Source organism: Mangrovibacterium lignilyticum (assembly GCF_010882175.1).
Taxonomy (GTDB): Bacteria; Bacteroidota; Bacteroidia; order Bacteroidales; family Prolixibacteraceae; genus Mangrovibacterium; species Mangrovibacterium lignilyticum.
Window position 1 is genome coordinate 1,616,461 of record NZ_WKLH01000002.1, and the last position, 17,893, is coordinate 1,634,353.

Genomic DNA, 17,893 nt, shown 5'->3' on the forward strand with positions numbered 1-17,893 from the left:
AATCAAAAAAGTATGAAAAAATTTATAACAATAGTGCTTCTTGGCGCATTCGGTTTTTCGCTGAACTCCTGCGAAACTTTCTTAGACACAAGCTCATCTTCGGTGGTTGACGCCGAGTTTGTATTCTCTGATGCAGCTTCAGCCAGCTCAGCCTTACTCTATGCATACGAGCAATGGAGAGGTAAGGCTTACGTACACTCAAATGGTCTGTTCTACGACTTAGCCGTTGTCGGATCAGATATCGAACACCACCCAGAATCGTATTCAACACAAACCCGTCACATTCCGGAATATTTCTACCCTGGCGGTACTGAAAACTTTGACATTTCATTCAGCGACAGTGAAACTGCCTGGACGGCATTGTACACCATCGTTTCGGTTACAAACTCCCTGATCAACGCTTTTGAAGCGTCAAACGACATGACAGAGCTGTTGTCAGGTGAACCAACTGAGTTGTCTGATATTTACGGTCAAGCTGTTGCCTTGCGTGCTACTGCTTACCACGAGTTAGTCCGTTTCTACGGTGATGTACCTCACGTGTTGACAACCGGTGATACTGAAACAAAAGGACTGACTTCTCGTGACGAGATCTACGAATACCACATCAACAAATTGATCGAAGTTGAACCTTATATGTTCCGCATTGGCGAAGGTACAAGCCATGCTGACATCATGACCAGAACTTACGTTCAGGGTTTAATCGGTCGGATGTGTTTGTATGCCGGTGGCTATGCAACACGTCGTACAGACCTGGGTGCTGACTTCTATAAAAAGTTGGACGGAACAACGATTTCGTTCGAAGTAAAAGGTGCAGAAAAGAATGGTGCTGTCTACAGCCGTCGTTCTGACTGGCAAGATTACTTTCAAATTGCTAAAACATATTTGTCTGCTTGCTACGAAAACTCAGGTTCGGCCTATTTGGTTACCAGCGACCCACGTAAAACAACAACTGCAGGACAACAATTCGGCAACCCATACCAATATGTGTTCCAAATGATGTTGACCGGTGATGAATTGTCTGACGAATCAGTTTACGAGATCCCTGAAGAATACGCTTACTACTCTGAACGTCCTTATGCATTCGGTCGTCCTTCAAACGGTGGTGGTTCCAATGCTTATCCTTGTAAATCATACGGACAATCCCGTATGCAGGCGCACTACTACTACGGATCATTCGATCCAAAAGACTTGCGTCGGGATGTAACTGTTGCGATTACTTCAAGTAAAGGTGACGGTACCGAACAGATGATCAGCTGGACTCCGGGTTCTAAAGGCCAGGGAGGTATTGCCAACAACAAATGGGACGAAAACCGCATGTCTTCTCCTTTCACAACCAAACAACGTAAATCAGGAATCAACACCCCATACATGCGGATGTCTGATGTGATTTTGATGTTAGCTGAAGTTGAGTCTGCCCTGGGTGATGATGGTACAGCAAAAACACACCTGGCATTGGTTCACAACCGTGCATTCGCATCAACTGCTGATGCTGATCTGGATGGATTCATCTCAAAATCCGGTAGCGTTTACGAAGCTGTATTGGAAGAACGTGCATTGGAGTTCGGTGGTGAAGGGATGCGTCGCTACGACCTGATCAGAACCGGCAAAATCGGTGAAGCTGTTGTGAAAAACCGCGAATTGATGACCGAAATTGTTGAAGCAATTGACGCTGATGGTTACTACGAGTTCGACAACGGAAACCAATTGCCTGCATACATCTGGACTAAAAGTGTGGATGCGAAATCAGAATATGGCTACCGTTTAACAACACAGTGCTACGATGAAACTGATCCTGTTCTTTTCCCAAGCTGGAGAGGTCAATACGACGACTGGGGAAGTTTAGGCCTGAATTACGGAACCGAAACACCGGCTACAAACGTTGCCATTAAAGGTTTGTTCCGTTACATCGCTCCGGGAAGTGATGAAGCGACAGCCCTGGAAGACGATGGATACACTCAAACCGCTTGGGGTGCTACAATTGCAGCAAACAAGGAAGACTATGCCACAGGTTTGTTCAGCGGCTACTCTGACGCTGACTATGCAGCTGGCAATCCTCCAATCTATGTTGTTCCATTGAGCTCAACAATCCTTGGAAACTCCGGAATTTCGAATGGTTATGGATTCCAACAATAGGTCCAAATTAACCAACAACAATATTTAGAAGATAATCCGTCAAGCAATTGGCGGATTATTTTTTTTTCGTTAGCCGAAAAATTCAAATGATGGTATTCCCACTTTCCAATCGGGATATCTATCCTCCAAACCTTCTCCCCTTCCGGATGGGCTATTCTCTTCGCTCTTTTTGAATTAGAATAGAGAAATACGATCCGTTTTTCGAGGCCTAAAGAGTTATTAACGCTGGGCTGAATTTTGCAGGAAATTAAAAAGTGCGGGCTTCTTGGTGTCTCTTTTTGTTCGGTTCCTACTTTTTGATGATCTTCGCTTTCTTCACTTTAGAGCAAAAAAAAAGAGTAGATCTCTATCTACCCTTTTCAAACCTAACTAAACCAATAAAACTAATCAAACCTAAACTTATGAAATAAAATCTACCACAAAGTTAATGTCAAATCAACACGTGTGCGTTAACAGAAGATTAAAGAAACATTAAGGAAAAGTCTTTAGTCTTGAAAGAAGCCTCGAGCAGTAGAAAATGAAAGCGTAAAAAACTCTCGTACAATCCAATTCTTTACTCATGACACCGGTCAAAAGATTTCCCACAGGAACTGAATCGGTTCAAAATCCTTTTTCTACCTTTGAATGCTTCAATTAATTTAAGATTAGAATGACAACTATTTTCTGGCTGATTATTGCCATCCTCGTATTTGATTTTGTGCTGGAACGGATACTCGATTACCTAAATACAACGCGCTGGAGCGACCAGGTTCCGGACGAAGTAAAAGGTATTTACGACGAAGAAAAATACCGCAAACAACAAGCCTACTCAAAAACAAACCACCGCTTTGGAATGCTGACTAGTTCGTTCAGTTTCGTGCTCATTCTCGGAATGTTTTTTTTCCAGGGATTTGCTTTGGTAAATGACTGGGCTCTTTCAATTTCAGAAAACCCCATTTGGTCGGCACTGCTCTTTTTCGGTTTGCTTATGCTGGCCTCTGACATTCTCACAACACCATTCGACCTGTACAGCACGTTTGTTATTGAAGAGAAATTCGGCTTCAATAAAACCAGTGTAAAAACATACATCTTCGACAAACTGAAAGGTTGGGTGCTGGGCGCCATCATTGGTGGCGGACTTATGGCTTTAATCATCTGGATTTACACCATCACCGGTCCAAGCTTTTGGCTGTGGGTTTGGCTGGTCATCAGTGGCTTCTCCATTTTTATGGCAATGTTTTATTCCAGCCTGATTGTGCCGCTTTTTAACAAGCAAACACCGCTTGGAGACGGAGAACTGAAGACCGCAATCAACGAATTTGCGTCGAAAGTGGGTTTTAAGCTCGATAATATTTTCATCATTGATGGATCGAAACGTTCCACGAAAGCCAACGCTTATTTCACCGGACTGGGAAGTAAAAAGCGAATCGTTTTGTACGACACGCTCATTAATGACATGGAGACTCCCGAATTGGTCGCAGTTTTGGCTCACGAAATCGGACACTACAAAAAGAAACACATCATCTGGAGCTTGATTCTCGGAATCCTGCAAACCGGATTGATGCTCTTTATCTTCTCGCTGGTAATCGACAGCCCCGAATTGTCGCAGGCATTGGGAGTCGACAAAGCTTACTTCCACATTGGATTGATCACTTTCGGAATTTTATATTCGCCCTTGTCGTCCATCATCGGAATCGGCATGAACATGTTTTCACGTAAAAACGAATACGAAGCCGACGCCTTTGCTGCAGAAAACTACAGCGCCGGGCCGTTGGCAACCGCCCTGAAGAAACTGTCGGTGAACAACCTCAGCAATCTCCGCCCCCACCCGGCTTATGTGATTGTTCACTATTCTCATCCCACACTACTGCAAAGGCTGAAGGCGATGAAGGAAAATGAAAAGTAAAACTTGAAGCAACCACAATGAAGGCAGAAATCATAACCATAGGCGACGAGATCCTGATCGGACAAATCGTTGACACGAACTCAGCCTGGATGGCTGAGCAACTGAACTTAAATGGCATCGAAGTTTTCCAGATTACTTCGGTTCACGATGATCATGGGCACATTATCAAGGCCCTGTTTGATGCCGAAAGCCGGGCAGATCTCGTACTCATTACCGGAGGACTGGGCCCCACCAAAGACGATATCACCAAAAAATGCCTTTGCGAGTACTTTCAATGCAGCATGCGTCTGGATGAACCAACCCTCGCAGCTGTAACAGAACGTTTATCGAAACGGAACATCCAAATCAACTTGTTGAACAGAAATCAGGCCTTGGTACCTGAAGCCTGCACGGTGCTGCATAACTCAAACGGCACAGCCCCCGGCATGTGGTTCGAAAAGGATGACACCATTTTTGTTTCAATGCCCGGTGTGCCTTACGAAATGAAGGGATTGATGGAAGAAGAGGTACTTCCCCGCCTGCGCGAAAACGGTAAAGTCAAATCCATTTACCATCAAACCGTTTTGGTGTACGGTATCGGCGAATCCATCCTGGCCGAGCAATTGGACGAATGGGAAACAGCCCTTCCTTCCTTTGTTAAACTGGCATATTTACCCAACCAACTAATGGTCCGCCTTCGACTAAGCGCTTATGGCGACAACATGGACGAACTTAAAGAGGTTGTGGAAGCACGTATCCGTGAATTGGAAACCATTATTCCCGACAATATATTCGGCTACAACGACGACACCATTTCGGGTATTACCGGAAAACTGCTACAACAAGCTGGTGCCATGGTTGCTGTTGCTGAAAGCTGTACCGGCGGAAATATTGCACACCTGTATACAGAAGTCCCCGGTTCGTCAGACTATTTTAAAGGTGGCGTAGTGGCTTACTCAAACGAAGTAAAAATGGCTTTGCTGGGGGTAAAAGAAGAAACGTTGATGACCCAGGGAGCTGTGAGCCGCGAAACAGCTTTGGAAATGGTTCACGGGGTAAAAAAAGCATTGCAAACCGATTATGGCATAGCAACTACAGGCATTGCAGGTCCTGATGGAGGAACGGACGAAAAGCCGGTTGGAACCGTCTGGATTGCTGTGTCCGGAAAGAAAGAAACTGTTGTTGAATGTTTTCGTTTTCACCACAACCGCGAGCGAAATATTGAACGAAGCACCCAAACGGCATTAAATATGCTGCGACAGCTAATAACTTCGGAACTGAAGTCTGAATTAAAATAAGTTAAACAATAAACGAAAACCGAGTCCTTTACGTTTTGATGAAAAGGGGATGAGCGTTGAGTAAAAGAGAAGCTGAAAACGATTCTCAAATCCGCGCCCTCTAAAATGTAACTCGAAATAATAACACATACAGCCATGAAGAAAGTCCTGCTGATTATTGCTATCATCTTTGTCGTGTTAATTGGTTCAGCCATTCTGATACCAGTGCTCTTTAAAGGCACGCTGATGGAAAAGGTAAAAACAGCGATCAACGAAAACGTCAATGCAACGGTTGAATTCACCGATTTCAACCTAAGCCTGTTTAAAGCATTTCCCAAAGTTCAGGCAGAAATCGTCGGATTAAGCATCACCGGGAAAGATCAATTTCAAACCGATACCTTGGTTTCCATCCAATCGATCGCAACCAATTTATCATTGAGCGACTTGTTCAACAGTGACGATTTAAAGATCTCATTCATCAAAGTTGACCAGGCCAACATCAATTTACTATCAACCAAAGACGGGTTGGTTAATTGGGACATTGCTCTGCCTGGAGAAGAAGAAAGTCCCGTGGATACGACACAGTCAAATATGGCTTTGTCACTGCAGTCTATCGAAGTTCGGAACCTGAACCTGACTTATACCGACGAAGCATCGACCACCGTTGTAAAACTAAAGAATGCCAATTTGGATGCTTCGGGTGAAGTAGACGGCACCATCACCCGTTTTAACTTGGGAACCGAGATTGGTGAATTTGTTTTAGAGTACGACTCTGTTCAATACATTTCGAATACCGTTTTAAAAGCAGAAAGTGAATTGATGGCGGACTATGACAAAATGGTCTTCGAATTTGGCGAATCTCATCTTTATCTGAATGATCTTCCGCTGGATTTGAGTGGCCGCTTCGAAATGCCGTCCGACAGCATGTATTTCGATTTGCAGCTGAAACAACCTCAAAGCGACTTTAAAACCTTACTGGCCATGGTTCCGCAGTCCTATCAGTCGTATCTCGATGGGGTTAAAACAAATGGTGAAGCCGGGTTCGAAGCGCAGGTGAAAGGGTGGTTCTACGAAGAAAACTACCCGGAAATCAACACGCACATCTACATTCGGAACGCCGATTTACAATACCAGGATCTGCCTGAAAAAATCAGCAACATCGCTTTGGAAACAGCCATTACAAAACCGCAGGGCGATTTGGACTTGCTAAAAGTTGAAGTCTCTAAAGCTCATGCTCAAGTACGGGAGAATCCGGTTGACATGACTTTACTACTGACCACTCCGATGAGTGATCTGACTTTTGATGCGTCGCTAAAAGGTAAAATCGACTTTAACAGTCTTGCCGGTGCGATCCCAATGGACAGCATCGATCTAAAAGGAATATTGGCCGGTAGCCTCAGTCTAAAAGGAACCATGTCGGCTGTTGAAGCAGAAGATTATACGAAAATCAACTCGAACGGGAACTTCACCTTTAATAACATTCGGGTACAAACGCCCCAAATAACCAAACCATTCGAACTGACTTCCGGTACCGTAAAAATCAACAACCAGGAAATAACCGTCAATTCATTTGCAGCGAAAACCGGCGAAAGTGATTTCACCCTGAATGGAAAACTATCGAATTACCTGCAATATTTCCTGAACGATCAAACCCTGCAGGGCAATTTCAATCTGCAATCGCAATACCTGAATTTAGATGAACTGGCTTCGTTGATGGCTGAAGATACAACCGCGACGACAACATCAAACGACAGTATCATCGCCTTCCAGGTTCCGGGAAATCTCGATTTGACATTTCGCTCAAATATCAACCGGGCCAGTTTCGACCGGATGGACATTCGCAACATCGACGGATTAATTGTGGTGAAAAATAAAATGCTGCAACTGCAAAAGTTGAACATGAACATGCTGGAAGGAGAACTCACAATTGACGGTAATTATATTAGCAGTGCCTCTAATCAGCCCGACTTTGATTTCAACGTTCAAATCAATTCGTTTCGAATACCTGCTGCTTACCAATCTTTCAGCACCATGCAGCGTTACATGCCAATCGCCTCGAAAAGTACCGGGAATATCTCTTCGCAAATCAAGTTTAAAGGAAAAATGGATGAAACGCTTTCCATTATCCCAACGTCGCTGAATGGCAATGGTTTTTTGAATACTCAAAATTTAGAGATTGTCGATTCGCCAACATTTGATCAGGTGAAGAATTTCATCAAAAGTGAAAAACTGAAAAACGTGAAAATCGACGATTTTACCTCGAAATTTAGATTAGAAAACGGAAATCTGTTGGTTGATCCTTTCCAAACAAAAATAGCCGACCAGGAAGTCACTGTTTCCGGGCAAGTGCTGGTTGATCAAACTGTGGACATGGACTTAGCCTTTAAAGTGAATAAAGAAGATCTGAATAGTGACATCTCAAATGCAATTAGCTTTTTGCCGGGAAGTAGCAATATTTCGAAACTCGACATTGGTGTTGATGTAACCGGAGAGCTTAGCTCACCCAAAGTTTCACTTGACCTGAGCAAAGCGAAAGATCAGATTGCAGAGGAAGTCAAAAAATCGACAAAAGAAGAATTAGACAAGTCAGTTAAGAAAATAGGTAACGAACTGAAGAAATTATTTAAATAGTAGCTTGTTACTTTAAAACGACATACAATATTCAAAAAAAAGTCCGGGACGAATAGTTTCGGATTTTTTTGCTTTCTAAAAACTAGCAAAATGTAAGCAGTCCCGCTTCATTTCGAGCTCTTTTCATCCCGCCGCCTGTCATTTTCATTTTATCAAAAATACGTCTAAAATTCAATCCTTTTGTTAATATTTTTTTAACACAGATGCCAATTTGATCTATTTCTCACTAAAACCAACAAGTTGTTTTCTTAACCGCCATACGCAACAACAGCACAAACAGCTACAGGACAATGCATTAACTACATCATCGCACTTCAACTCTAGTTAACACGTAGTTTATTTTACGTTTTTTATACATGTTTTATTGCGGTTATAAATCGTAATACAATACGCTTTTTATCTTTTTATCACCTACCAAGCCCCATTTCTGTCATTTTGAAAGATAACATTTCGTTACTTTACGGATATAAAGATCACACAATCTTTTATTGTACAAATTAACAGGATGATTATGGAAAATGTAAAATCTTCGAAGGCAACTAAAATTGATTTATTCAGTATGAAATCGATCCAAATGAAAACCTTTCATATTACCTGGTTTTCGTTTTTCCTCTGTTTTTTCGGTTGGTTTGGTGTAGCACCATTAATGGCGGTTATCCGCGAAGAATTAATGCTATCCAAGTCCCAAATCGGAAACATCATTATTTCATCGGTGATGATTACGATATTCGCCAGGCTGCTGATCGGTTGGGTTGCCGACAAAATCGGTCCCCGGATTACTTACACCTGGTTATTAATAATCGGTTCACTTCCGGTAATGTTCATCGGCCTGAGTAATGATTACACCTCATTCCTGGTTTTCCGACTGTTAATTGGCGTGATTGGCGCTTCTTTTGTCCTCACGCAATTCCATACTTCACTCATGTTCGCACCAAACGTGGTTGGTACCGCTAACGCGACAACTGCCGGATGGGGTAACCTGGGGGGCGGTGTTACACAAATGGTGATGCCTCTCTTTTTTGCCGCTTTTGTTGCAATCGGCTACACCAGTGCCTCTGCCTGGCGCTATGCGATGGTAATCCCCGGCTTCCTAATGATCATCATGGGAATTGTTTATTACAAATTCACAACCGATACTCCCGAAGGAAACCTGAAAGATCTGAAGAAGAATGATCCCAATTTCGCCATTCGGAAAAAAGCTGAGAAAGGGCAATTACTTGAAGCCATTAAAGACTATCGGGTTTGGGGATTATTCCTGATATACGGAGCTTGTTTCGGCATTGAATTAACCATCAACAATATCGCCTCATTATACTACAAAGACTATTTCAGTCTCGATGTAAAAACCGCAGGCTTAATTGCCGGTTTATTTGGGTTGATGAATTTGTTTGCTCGTTCCCTCGGTGGAATTTTTGGCGATAAAGCCGGTATCAAATGGGGACTGAAAGGACGCGTTTACTTTTTGTTTGTCGCCTTGTTGTTGGAAGGAGTAGCCTTAATTGTTTTCAGCAAAATGAGCATCCTCCCAATCGCCATCATCACCATGGTTATCTTCAGTTTATTTACGCAAATGTCTGAAGGAGCAACCTTCTCAGTCGTTCCATTCATCAATAAAAAAGCAATCGGAACAGTTTCCGGAATTGTTGGTGCCGGTGGTAACGCCGGTGCAGTAGCAGCGGGTTTCCTTTTTAAAATGGAAAACGTCTCGTACCCTCAGGCCCTGTTTGTTATCGGAATTGTCGTCTGTGTCATTTCGCTTTTTGCGTTTCTGGTTCGCTTTTCTGAAGCAGCAGAAGAAGAGGCACAAGCTGAACTTAAAGAGGTTTATGCGCTCAACGACCTTGTTCAACCCAAACCGGTCTTCGTTTACAGTTACGCCAGAAAAGGCATGTATAAAATCTAAGCAACATGATGGCAGGAGAATACAAATCAACTTGCTCCTATTGCGGAGTAGGATGTGGGATTATTGTCACCAAACAAGCCGACGGCAAGGTGTCAGTGAAGGGCGACCGGGAGCATCCAGTCAACAGGGGCAAGCTGTGTTCCAAAGGATTGAACCTACACTATGTGGTGAACAATCAAAACGATCGCCTGCTGTATCCGCAAATGCGATTGGCTAAAGGCTACCCGCTTCAAAAGGTTGAATGGCCCGAAGCGATTAACCGGGTAGCAACAGCTTTTAAGTCGCTCATTCAAAAATTTGGTCCTGATTCGGTCGCCTTTTACGTGTCAGGTCAATGTTTAACTGAAGAATATTACGTGGCCTCCAAACTGGCTAAGGGCTTTTGGGGAACAAACAATATTGACACCAATTCACGCCTGTGCATGAGTTCAGCCGTTGTGGGTTACAAGATGCAGTTGGGCGAAGACGCTGTCCCTGCATCGTACGAAGACATTGATCTGGCCGATTGCTTTTTCATTACCGGAGCAAACCCGGCCTGGTGTCATCCTATTTTATTCCGCCGCATTGAAGCACGGAAAAATGAAAACCCCAATGTAAAGATCGTTGTTGCCGATCCACGGCGCACCCAAAGTTGTGAACTGGCCGATCTGCATTTACAACTAAAACCGGGAACCGATGTGTATCTCAACAACGCAATTGGCCGTTGTCTGTTGGAGAATGGTTTTGCCGACTGGGATTTTATCCGTGAGCACACCAATGGAATCGACGATTATCAAAAGCAAGTAACTGCACTCACTGTTGAAGAAGCAGCTGAAATATGTGGCGTTCCTGAAGCGGATATCCGCCTGGCTGCAAAATATATCGGTGAAGCAAAAGGCTTCATCTCCATGTGGGCCATGGGCTTAAACCAAAGTGTTATCGGAGTGAATAAAAACCTTTCACTTATTAACCTCTCACTCATTACCGGTCAAATCGGAAAACCCGGCTCAGGGCCATTCTCGTTAACAGGGCAGCCCAATGCCATGGGAGGACGCGAAGTTGGAGGCATGTGCAACCTGTTGCCTGCCCACCGCAATTTAGACAATGAAGCGCACCGCCGTGAAGTGGCTCAATTCTGGAACGTTGCTGACGTACCCGCCAAACCGGGATACAGCGCCACCGAAATGATTGACGCCCTGGAAAGTGGCAAACTGAAAGCAGTCTGGGTGATTTGCACCAACCCGATGGTAAGCCTCCCCAACTCAAACAAAGTCGAAGCCGCCCTGAAGAAAGCCAAAATGGTTGTTGTTCAGGACATCTCCTCGAAGTCCGACACGGTACCTTTTGCCGATGTGGTCCTCCCTGCAGCCGGTTGGTTGGAAAAAGAAGGAACCATGACCAATTCGGAACGCCGAATTACCTACATCAGCCAAGCCGTAAAAGCGCCGGGCGAAGCACTCCCCGACTACGAAATTATTTGTCGTGTAGCCCGGAAGATGGGATACCCGGGCTTCAACTTCAAAAATGCAGAAGAAGTATTTAACGAATACAAGCAACTCACCATTGGCACCAGCCTATCAATTGAAGAGCTAAGTTACGGGCACCTGCAACAAACCGGCTCGGAGCAATGGCCCTTCAAAAACGGAAAAGGAACTGCCCGTCTGTTCGAAGACAAAAAATTCTACACCCCAACACAAAAGGCAAACATCTTCGCTGTTGCACCGAAAAATGATTCGGAATTACCGAGCAGCGAATTTCCCTTTGTTTTAACCACAGGCCGTATTCGTGACCAGTGGCACACGATGACCCGCACCGGGAAAGTAAAACGTCTGAAACAACACATTGATCGTCCATTCCTGGAGATTCATCCTGCAGACGCTGAGAAATTGGGCATTGAAGCAGATGACATTGTTGTCATTAAAAATAAAAACGGACAGGTGCAGGCTCCGGCCAAAGTAACTGATGAGATTCGTCATGGAGTGGTCTTTTTGCCCATGCACTGGGGGAAAGTTCTATCGGGAAATAATGCCCGCGCCAACAACCTGACCACGGATTTAGTCGACCCAAAATCGAAAGAACCGGATTTTAAATACAGTACAGTTTCGGTGGAAAAATACCGCAAAACAACAGAACGATTAATCGTTGTTGGCGCCGGCGCTGCAGCACTGCAATTTGTACGCAGCTATCGTGAAAGAAACAAAACGGATGAAATTCTGGTGATTTCAAAAGAAATTCACCCCTTTTACAATCGGGTGCTTCTCCCCGACTACATCGCTGGAAGCATGAGCTGGGAGGCACTGCAAAAAACAAGTGACGAAGAAATAACAAAATTAAATATTCAGGTTGAAACCGGCGTGAGTTTAACGCGCATGGAAACCGACAGTAAAACGATTTGGTGCTCGAACGGAAAATCTCATACCTACGGAAAACTCATTTTGGCAACCGGTTCGAGCCCAAACGTTTCTAATTCGGAATGGATGAAATTCCCATCGACTTACACCATCCGCAGTCGATTTGATGCCGACGGTTTTCGCAGTGAGGTTGAAGCCGGACAAAAAGTGCTGGTCGTTGGTGGCGGCTTACTTGGCTTGGAAATGGCTGCCTCGATGCTTGAACTTGACGTACAGGTTACCTTGGTGAATCGTAATCCTCGGCTGATGGACCGACAACTGGACAACGAATCGGCAACGCTGTTGAAAGATATTCTGCAGGAAAAAGGTGTTCAGATTCTTTTCAACGACGAGCTGAGCCTTTTGGCTTACGATCCCGAACAAAAGCACCGGGTGAGCTTCAAAAGCGGCAAGCGTCTGACTTTCGACGCGGTCGTTTTCGCCATCGGCACCAAACCAAACATCGAGTTTGCCAAAGGCAAAGTAGATACCCGTCGTGGTATCATCGTAAATAAACACTTGCAAACAAGCCAGAAAGATATTTACGCAATCGGCGAAATTGCCGAGCTGAACGGCAACCTGTTTGGCATTACCGCTGCTGCCGAAGAACAAGCAGCAACACTGGCCAATCACCTGTTGGGCAACCCGATGAGCCAGTATCACGGAACCGTTCCGATGAACATCTTAAAATTTCCGGGCATCGATCTTTGCTCGGTCGGTATGACTTCTATTCCCGACGGATCGAAAGCTTACGAGGAAGTTGTCTTCATTGACAAAGCAGCTCGCTATTACAAAAAATGCATTGTCAAAGACGATGTGTTGATGGGCGCCATTCTCATGGGCGACAAAGCGGAGTTTGCAGAATTCAAGAAACTGATCGTGCAAAAAACCGAATTGGCGGGACTGCGCAACAAGCTTTTACGCACAGGCAAACCGGTTGAGCCAGTCATTGGCAAGTTACTGTGCTCGTGCAATAATGTGGGAGCCGGAAACATTCAAAAAGCCATTCGCTCCGGTGCCACACAAGTTGATGCGATTTGCGAACAAACCGGCGCCGGACTGGGCTGCGGAAGCTGTCGTCCCGAGATTCAAAAGATCTTAAAAGAAGAGGTTGAACCTGTAACAGCAACAAACTAACATGAAAAAGTCAAGCTCAAAATATCTGTATCGTGTACTCAGCAAAGGCGGCGTTTTATCCCCCGCTCTTCTGGCTGATGTGCTGAGCGTCGCAGAGCAATCAGGCAACCAACATGTGCTTTTAGGTTCGCGCCAAGACCTCCTGTTTTACTTGCCTGAAAATAGTCAAAATCCAAAGATTGAAGGATCAGACATTTCCATTCAAAAGCGAAGCTCCGGCTTGCAAAATGTTGTTTCATCGTTTGTTTGTGTCGACATTCTGCCCTCTACCAATTGGGTTTATTCCGGCACCTACCTGAAAATTTTGGATCAATTCAGCTTCGACCACCAACTTCGGGTAAACATTGTTGATCCGCGCCAAAATATGGTTCCCTTGTTCTACGGACAGATCAACTTTATTGCATCAGATGTGCCGAACTACTGGCATTTGTATCTCAATATGGATGAAACAAAAAGTCCGGAAAACTGGCCGGGATTGATCTTTACCGACGACATTGCCGAGTTTGCAGCAACACTCGAAAATCTGATTTTAAAAGAAAAGATCAGTACCATCGAAAAACTTAGCATCAAGCTGGCTGAATCGGATCTCCAAAAGAATACACTGAACAAAGAATCAAAAATCGTTCTGCCGAAAGGGTTCTTTCCATACTACGAAGGCTTAAACAAGATGGATGGCAAAAGCCAGTATTGGGCCGGTTTTTACTGGCGCAACAACCAATACCCGATCCGGTTTTTAAAGGAAGTGTGTGAGCTCTGCATGAAAACCAATGCAGGTAAAATCAGCTTCACCCCCTGGAAAACCTTTTTGATTAAAGATATTGAAGCGAAAGATAAAATTCACTGGGATGAACTAATTGGCCGTCATGGCATAAACATGCGACACTCATCTTTCGAGCTGAACTGGCACTTGCCTTTGCTGGACAAATCGGCGTTAAAGTTGAAACGTTATTTGGTTTCAGAGTTCGATAAGTTTGACATCCGAACCTTTGGCCTCTCCTTCGCCATTCAAAATAAATCCGAAGGAAACTTTACAACGGTCGTCATCCGTCCGAAAGGCCGGTTCCCGTTCCTGGGGGAATATGATTTTACCCGGACGTTCAGCATCGACCATGCTTATGACTTCAACCCAAACAACAACCATTATATCCCTTTTGAAACGCGAATCAGCAAAGAGGATTTACCCCGGCTTTTGAGCGAACTGACCAAGCGCTACTACTCGCGGCAGTATGTACAAAAAGCCCCGGAGTTGATTGCCAGGAAAAATACCGTGCAAGGGCGAAAACTGACCGTACACCAATGCCCCGATTGCCAAACAATTTACGACGAACGTTATGGTGATTTGCTGGCCGAAATTCCTGCAGGAACAAGCTTTCAAGCTTTGCCGGATGACTATTGCTGCCAGCTGTGTGAATCACCGAAATCAGTTTTCACGGAATTAGAAATTAACGAAGCCATTAGCGCTTAAAAACAGTAGAGATGTATCGAATTGAAGACCATATGGGAAGACGTTTTGAAAAACTGCGGGTAAGTTTACTAAACACCTGTAATTTTTCATGCACCTATTGTGTCAGCGACAGCACAACAGCCGCACCTCAGGGAATAGCACTGGCTCCTGCCACACACGAGGAACAATTGGATACCAACGAATTTGCAGCATTGATTGCAGCTGTACACGAGCTCTGTAATTTGAAAAGCATTCGCCTCACCGGCGGAGAGCCACTGCTGTACATGAACCTGATGCCGCTCATTGAAAAAATAAAGCTCATCGGAATCGATGACATACGCCTGACCACAAATGGCTATTATTTGAAACAAACCGCCCGTCAACTGAAGGAATCCGGCCTTCAGTCCATCAACATTTCGTTGGACGCAATTGACACCGTTTTGATGAAAACGATAGCCCGACACGCCAACCCTCAAAAGGTATTCGAAGGGATTGAAACGGCATTACAAGAAGGTTTACACGTGAAACTGAACGCCGTAATCATGCGCGGACAAAATGAGTCTCAAATTATTCCACTGCTGGAATATGCTGCTAAACTCGGCATTAAAGTCCGCTACCTCGAACTCATGAAAATGGGACATCTTCACAACGGGCAAAATGAACTGTTCTTTTCGGAACAGGAGATACTGGAGACCATCAGCCGCAAATACCCGATTAGGCGCCTCGATCGCACTGCTTCGGAAACAGCGCGCTACTGGTCTGCCGGCGATGACCGGGTTTTCGGAATCATTGCCAATGAATCGACCCCTTTTTGCCACGACTGCAACCGGCTGCGTATGGACAGCCGCGGATACTTTTTCGGATGCCTGAGCAATGCCAATGGCGAAAAGCTGGCACCCTACATTCACGATCAAGAATCATTAACTAAAAAACTTCGTCAACTATTGCTTTTGAAACAGCCAGTCAAGTTTCACGGAAGTAGTTTGTCGATGAGAAATATCGGAGGATAAACCATGGAGTCAACAATTCAAGTGACTTGTTTCGCGGGTCTGCAGAAATTTTTCCAAAGCCAAGTGACTTTAAACTTCAAACTACCGGTTGCTTATGAAAACGTATTGGAGGAGATGAAAAAAATCAACCCGGAAGCGATTGAAATACTCGATAGCTGCCGAATTGCTGTCTGCGAAAGTTTTGTGTCCCGAAAGGCTCTCATGACCAGCGACGAACCAATATTCATCATTCCACCATCCAGCGGGGGATAGTATCCCGCGGATTAACGAGACGATAACGACCATTCCGGCCCAGACAATTGAATGACAACACATGACGAGTAACAACAAAATGAAACACATCTCACATACACCGATCTATTACGCCGACCTGTTCAGCGATTTCCGTGATCCGAACAGCGGAGCAGTGGTGCTGTTTAGTGGCGAAGTTCGCGACAACAACAAGGGAAAAGCGGTGACCCATTTGGAATATGAAGCGTACGAACCGATGGCGGAGAAAATGATCACCGAAATACTGGAAACAGCAACTCTAAAATGGCAATTGAACAAAGCGGTTTGTGTGCATCGGGTTGGTCCAGTTAGCATTTGTGGATGTGCAATAGTGGTAATCACCGGTTCGGGACACCGGGCGGCAGCTTATGAGGCCAACCGCTACATCATTGACCGGGTAAAAAATGAAGTACCAATTTGGAAACACGAGTTTTTTGCAGACGGAACCAGTGAGTGGGGACAAAACTGCGATTGCAGTTCACCATCACATCCCGACCATCAACATAAACACGAACACAACCACGCGGAATGAAAAACCTGACTGCAGATGATCACAGCCGTTTTTCACGCCACATTTCCTTAACGGAAATCGGTGAAAGCGGACAGCAAAAGCTGAAAAATGCCCGGGTACTGGTTATTGGTGCCGGCGGATTAGGCAGCCCTTTGCTGATTTATCTGGCTGCTGCAGGAGTTGGTTGCATCGGAATGGTTGATGACGATGTGGTGAGCCTTTCAAACCTGCAACGGCAGGTGCTTTACACCACAGCCCAATTGGGCAAAAAAAAGATTGAAGTTGCGGCACAACGACTGCTGGATTTGTATCCCGAGATTGACGTGCGACAATACGATAGCCGCCTGAATGCGGACAATGCTGAAGAGTTGATCGCGGCCTATGATGTGGTAGCCGATTGTTCGGACAACTACGCCACCCGCGCTTTAATTGGCCAGGTGACAGCAAAACTGAAAAAGCCACTGGCTTACGCTTCAGTCCTCAATTATGAAGGACAAGTAACTGTATTCAACTACGAGAACGGACCGGCTTTCGACCAGCTCTATCCAAGCGTGCCGAAAGATGGTCTGTTCAAAACTGAAGATATTGGATTGGTTGGCGTTCTGCCGGGCATTGCCGGCAGCCTGCAAGCCAACGAACTGATCAAGATCATCACCGGATACGGTGATGTGCTCTCAGGAAAACTGCTGGTTTTCTCAATTTTTGAAAACCGTTTCCAGGTTTTCAGCTATTAGGCCAAAGCCAAACCAACAATACGTTTGGTAGGTTCAGGCAAGTTTAACTTTAACGCAACCGAATGACCATGCTCAGACATCTTACCCCAGGTTTTCTGCACAATCTGAATCAATTGTGCATCGGTTTTTCCCGCCATGAAATCATTCATGTAATGCTCAAGAAAAACCAGGCAAACCGCGTCTTCCAGTTTTTGAGCTTCATGCAGGCGATGAATATTCAGCTTTTTCAGAATATCACGCACTTCGGAAATAAATTCATCGGAATAACCGGCTTCTTTCATAATAGCAGCCGCCTTATCTGCCTGGTAGTCGCCCAAATAATTACGCCACTGGTAGTAGCCAATGCGGCCTCCAGGGTATTCGCTGCGGGAAATCTCCCAACGGTACAGGTGCTGGCAATGTGCCGCCATAGCCAACGCTTCGGAAGCATCGGGGTAAATACTGAGCAAACAAGCAGCCAAACGATGGGTGTACAACCACTCGGCCGGAACTTGTACGGAACCATCCGGTTCCAGATTAGGATCTTGCTGATGAGCAGCTTTCAAAGCCTCAACAGCCTTTCGGAAAACAGGACTATACATGCTTCTAAATTTTAAAAGAGTAAACGCCG

At 44.9% G+C, this 17,893-nt stretch carries 12 protein-coding genes; 11 read left to right on the top strand and 1 reads right to left on the bottom strand.

Annotated features, from left to right (window positions below; genetic code table 11):
* Nucleotides 1-12 precede the first annotated feature (12 nt).
* The 11 genes from GJV22_RS13595 to GJV22_RS13645 all read left to right on the top strand — a co-directional run bounded on the left by GJV22_RS13595 (nucleotide 13) and on the right by GJV22_RS13645 (nucleotide 17,283).
* The gene (locus GJV22_RS13595; RefSeq protein ID WP_163714416.1) at nucleotides 13-2,133 is read left to right on the top strand and encodes a RagB/SusD family nutrient uptake outer membrane protein; all 2,121 of its coding nucleotides are present in this window, start codon (nucleotides 13-15) and stop codon (nucleotides 2,131-2,133) included.
* Nucleotides 2,134-2,782: 649 nt separating this feature from the next.
* A complete protein-coding gene (locus GJV22_RS13600; RefSeq protein ID WP_205461871.1) occupies nucleotides 2,783-4,018 on the top strand; it encodes a M48 family metallopeptidase in 1,236 nt (411 codons plus the stop codon).
* 17 nt (nucleotides 4,019-4,035) lie between these two features.
* Entirely contained in the window at nucleotides 4,036-5,295 is a 1,260-nt protein-coding gene (locus GJV22_RS13605) for a competence/damage-inducible protein A (RefSeq protein WP_163714418.1), read from the top strand.
* 135 nt (nucleotides 5,296-5,430) lie between these two features.
* Nucleotides 5,431-7,905, top strand: a complete 2,475-nt coding sequence (locus GJV22_RS13610) for an AsmA family protein (protein ID WP_163714422.1) — start codon at nucleotides 5,431-5,433, stop codon at nucleotides 7,903-7,905.
* A gap of 511 nt (nucleotides 7,906-8,416) precedes the next feature.
* Complete coding sequence (locus tag GJV22_RS13615) at nucleotides 8,417-9,808, top strand: MFS transporter (RefSeq protein ID WP_205461872.1); 1,392 nt, start codon at nucleotides 8,417-8,419, stop codon at nucleotides 9,806-9,808.
* Between the two features lie 5 nt (nucleotides 9,809-9,813).
* Nucleotides 9,814-13,314: a nitrate reductase gene (locus GJV22_RS13620; RefSeq protein ID WP_163714428.1), complete on the top strand. Its 3,501-nt coding sequence runs from the start codon at nucleotides 9,814-9,816 to the stop codon at nucleotides 13,312-13,314.
* A gap of 1 nt (nucleotide 13,315) precedes the next feature.
* Complete coding sequence (locus GJV22_RS13625) at nucleotides 13,316-14,779, top strand: rubredoxin (protein WP_163714431.1); 1,464 nt, start codon at nucleotides 13,316-13,318, stop codon at nucleotides 14,777-14,779.
* Between the two features lie 11 nt (nucleotides 14,780-14,790).
* Nucleotides 14,791-15,768, top strand: a complete 978-nt coding sequence (locus tag GJV22_RS13630) for a GTP 3',8-cyclase MoaA (protein WP_163714434.1) — start codon at nucleotides 14,791-14,793, stop codon at nucleotides 15,766-15,768.
* A gap of 3 nt (nucleotides 15,769-15,771) precedes the next feature.
* Nucleotides 15,772-16,020 carry a ubiquitin family protein gene (locus GJV22_RS13635; RefSeq protein WP_163714437.1) on the top strand — a complete coding sequence of 83 codons (249 nt, stop codon included), beginning with the start codon at nucleotides 15,772-15,774 and terminating at the stop codon, nucleotides 16,018-16,020.
* 61 nt (nucleotides 16,021-16,081) lie between these two features.
* Entirely contained in the window at nucleotides 16,082-16,570 is a 489-nt protein-coding gene (locus GJV22_RS13640) for a molybdenum cofactor biosynthesis protein MoaE (RefSeq protein ID WP_163714439.1), read from the top strand.
* Nucleotides 16,567-17,283: a HesA/MoeB/ThiF family protein gene (locus GJV22_RS13645; RefSeq protein ID WP_163714442.1), complete on the top strand. Its 717-nt coding sequence runs from the start codon at nucleotides 16,567-16,569 to the stop codon at nucleotides 17,281-17,283. The genes GJV22_RS13640 and GJV22_RS13645 overlap by 4 nt, the downstream gene beginning before the upstream one ends.
* Here GJV22_RS13645 and GJV22_RS13650 read toward each other — a convergent pair.
* Complete coding sequence (locus GJV22_RS13650) at nucleotides 17,280-17,864, bottom strand: DUF4202 domain-containing protein (RefSeq protein WP_163714445.1); 585 nt, start codon at nucleotides 17,862-17,864, stop codon at nucleotides 17,280-17,282. The two genes, GJV22_RS13645 and GJV22_RS13650, sit on opposite strands and share 4 nt — an antisense overlap.
* Nucleotides 17,865-17,893 lie beyond the last annotated feature (29 nt).

Excerpts from the sequence above, each read along its gene's own strand:
- GJV22_RS13595 (WP_163714416.1), top strand. The coding sequence starts at position 13 with ATGAAAAAATTTATAACAATAGTGCTTCTTGGCGCATTCGGTTTTTCG.
- GJV22_RS13600 (WP_205461871.1), top strand. The coding sequence starts at position 2,783 with ATGACAACTATTTTCTGGCTGATTATTGCCATCCTCGTATTTGATTTT.
- GJV22_RS13605 (WP_163714418.1), top strand. The coding sequence starts at position 4,036 with ATGAAGGCAGAAATCATAACCATAGGCGACGAGATCCTGATCGGACAA.
- GJV22_RS13610 (WP_163714422.1), top strand. The coding sequence starts at position 5,431 with ATGAAGAAAGTCCTGCTGATTATTGCTATCATCTTTGTCGTGTTAATT.
- GJV22_RS13615 (WP_205461872.1), top strand. The coding sequence starts at position 8,417 with ATGGAAAATGTAAAATCTTCGAAGGCAACTAAAATTGATTTATTCAGT.
- GJV22_RS13620 (WP_163714428.1), top strand. The coding sequence starts at position 9,814 with ATGATGGCAGGAGAATACAAATCAACTTGCTCCTATTGCGGAGTAGGA.
- GJV22_RS13625 (WP_163714431.1), top strand. The coding sequence starts at position 13,316 with ATGAAAAAGTCAAGCTCAAAATATCTGTATCGTGTACTCAGCAAAGGC.
- GJV22_RS13630 (WP_163714434.1), top strand. The coding sequence starts at position 14,791 with ATGTATCGAATTGAAGACCATATGGGAAGACGTTTTGAAAAACTGCGG.
- GJV22_RS13635 (WP_163714437.1), top strand. The coding sequence starts at position 15,772 with ATGGAGTCAACAATTCAAGTGACTTGTTTCGCGGGTCTGCAGAAATTT.
- GJV22_RS13640 (WP_163714439.1), top strand. The coding sequence starts at position 16,082 with ATGACGAGTAACAACAAAATGAAACACATCTCACATACACCGATCTAT.
- GJV22_RS13645 (WP_163714442.1), top strand. The coding sequence starts at position 16,567 with ATGAAAAACCTGACTGCAGATGATCACAGCCGTTTTTCACGCCACATT.
- GJV22_RS13650 (WP_163714445.1), bottom strand. The coding sequence starts at position 17,864 with ATGTATAGTCCTGTTTTCCGAAAGGCTGTTGAGGCTTTGAAAGCTGCT.